Source organism: Pararhodobacter oceanensis (assembly GCF_003076755.1).
GTDB classification, from domain to species: Bacteria; Pseudomonadota; Alphaproteobacteria; order Rhodobacterales; family Rhodobacteraceae; genus Pararhodobacter; species Pararhodobacter oceanensis.
Map to the genome: position 1 here is coordinate 1 of NZ_QDKM01000029.1, position 2,476 is coordinate 2,476.

General features: G+C 59.4%; 2 protein-coding genes. Both read right to left on the reverse strand.

The genetic code is table 11. The features are described 5' to 3' along the window. Positions 1-134: 134 nt before the first annotated feature. Positions 135-863, reverse strand: a complete 729-nt coding sequence (gene istB, locus DDE20_RS18830; protein WP_116560052.1) for an IS21-like element helper ATPase IstB — start codon at positions 861-863, stop codon at positions 135-137. Further along, positions 793-2,361 (reverse strand): IS21 family transposase, encoded by a 1,569-nt coding sequence (gene istA, locus DDE20_RS18835; protein WP_116560053.1) that lies wholly within the window; start codon positions 2,359-2,361, stop codon positions 793-795. The genes istB and istA overlap by 71 nt, the downstream gene beginning before the upstream one ends. Between the last annotated feature and the right edge of the window lie 115 nt (positions 2,362-2,476).

Sequence of the window (2,476 nt, forward strand, 5' to 3'; positions counted from 1 at the left end):
GGGTGTCAATCAGCATTCAAAATTGACCCCTTATCGGCGTCCAATACTGACCCCCTCTGGTTCTGAGCTGGCCCGCCGCTGCGTAGCCCTCATGTAGCGCAGCGGCGGCGGGCCAGCGTGGCTGCTGCCTGGCGTTATGCCCGGTTCTTGAAGCGCCAACTTTCGTTGCCGGTTTCGACAATCTCACAATGATGCGTGAGCCGGTCGAGCAGCGCGGTGGTCATCTTGGCATCACCGAACACGCTCGGCCATTCGCCGAAGGCGAGGTTGGTTGTGACGATGATCGAGGTTCGTTCGTAAAGCTTACTGATAAGATGGAACAGAAGCTGGCCGCCAGTCTGTGCGAAGGGCAGATATCCCAACTCGTCCAGGATCAGGAAGTCGAGACGGGAGATCAGGTCGGCGGTTCTGCCTTGTCGTTCGGCGCGGGCTTCGGCGTCCAGCTTGTTCACCAGATCGACGACATTGAAGAACCGTCCACGACGACCAGCTCTGATGCAGGATCTGGCAATGCTGACTGCAAGGTGTGTTTTGCCGCTTCCGGTGCCGCCAATCAGCACGAGGTTGCGCTGATGATCGAGGAAGTCTCCGGTGGCCAGATCGCGGACCAGGGTTTCATTGACCTCAGTCGCCTCGAAGTCGAACTCGTCCAGTTCCTTGGCAAGCGGCAGCTTGGCGATGGTCATCTGGTATTTGATCGACCGCGCCTGCTTCTCGCTGATCTCGGCGGTCAGCAAATCCCCGATGATTTGTTGCGGCTCATGCTGGCGCTTCAGTGCTGTCGTGATGATCTCATCGTAAGACGCCCTCATCCCGTAGAGCTTTAGCTTCCCCATCGCGTCGAGCACTTCTGAGCGTTCCATCATTCTTTCTCCTCAAGCTGTCATAGCGGTCACAATTGGCGGCTGGCTCGCACGAGAGCCGTAGAGCGTCCGGGGTGGTGATCGTCAGGGGCGGCAGTGGTTCGCGATGGCGGGCTAGGATGTTCAGCACGACACCCGCGGAATGAACATTGTGCGCCAAAGCTTCCGCACAGGCCGCCTCCACGGCCTCCAGGCCATCGGTCAACATGGCTCCGAGGATATCGACCATCTGTCGGTCGCCGCCGGGTTGGCGTTCCAGCTTGCGCTGAACTCGGCGGATCGCGATTGGCAACTCCCACTCCTTGAAGGGCGCACCGTTGCGCAAAGCACCGGGTTTGCGAGCCAGAATGGGTATGTAATGCAGGGGATCATATATGGTTTTGCCACGACCGAAGGCGCGCTCATGGCAGCCGACGATCCGACCGTCCTGCCAGCATTCCACGCGGTCGGCATAGGCGCGGATCTCGATCGGACGTCCCACCGCTCGGGCCTCAACCGAGTATCTGTTGTTGTCGAAACGCACGAGGCAAGTCTTCGACACCGATGCCGGCACAGCGTGGAAGCCATCGAACGATCCGACATAGGGCACGAGGCTCGGTCGCTCGTCCTTGAACATTTCCCAGATGGACTTCTCGCGTATCTCAGGGTGTTTTTGGGCCTTTGCGTAGGCGAGACAGCGGTCCTCAAGCCAGGCATTTAGTTCGGCATAAGATTTGAACTTCGGGCGCGGCACGAAGAACCGACGCCGCAGCACGCCGACTTGGTTCTCGACCTGACCCTTCTCCCAGCCCGATGCCGGGGTGCAGGCCACGGGATCAACCAGATAGTGCCCGCACATCTGCTGGAACCGGCGGTTGTAGGCACGCTCCTTGCCCACGAAGATCGCATCAACCGCTGTCTTCATATTGTCATAGATGCCCCGGGCGCAGGCGCCGCCAAAAAATGCGAACGCCTTGTCGTGCGCGTCGAACACCATCTCCTGCGTCTCACGCGGATAAGCCCGCACGAACGGCATTCGGCTGTGGCAGAGGCGAATATGGGCGACCTTCACGGTCGTGGTGACGCCATCGATCAGAACGATCTCATGGCTCCAGTCGAACTGGTAGGCCTCGCCGGGATCGAAGCTCAGCGGCACATAGGCGCTGGCCGAGGCTTCCTGTGTTGCCTTCGACCAACTGGCTGCGTAGCGCCGCACGGCATCATAGCCGCCGCCGTAGCCGCGGTTGCGAAGCTCCTCGTAGATCCTGACAAGCGTCAGGCGTTCCCGCTTCGACCGCCGGGCATTCTCGGCCAGAATGCTTTCCAGATCAGCACGCCACGGATCAATCTTGGGGCGAGGCTGCGTTGTGCGGTCGTAGGTGAATTCCGTCGCGCCTGAGCGGATGACCTTGCGCACCGTATTGCGAGACAATCGCAGATCCCGACAAATCTGCTTGATCGACTTACCGTCTATGAAATGCGCGCGCCTGATCTTCGCAATCGTCTCCACAACCAACATCCCCTCATTGCTCCCCCTTGCCTTTGAAGGAGCATCTGATCCAAATTTATCAGGGGGGTCACTTTTGGACGCCGATCACCCCAATACAGGGGTCAAAGTTGCATGCTGATCCACA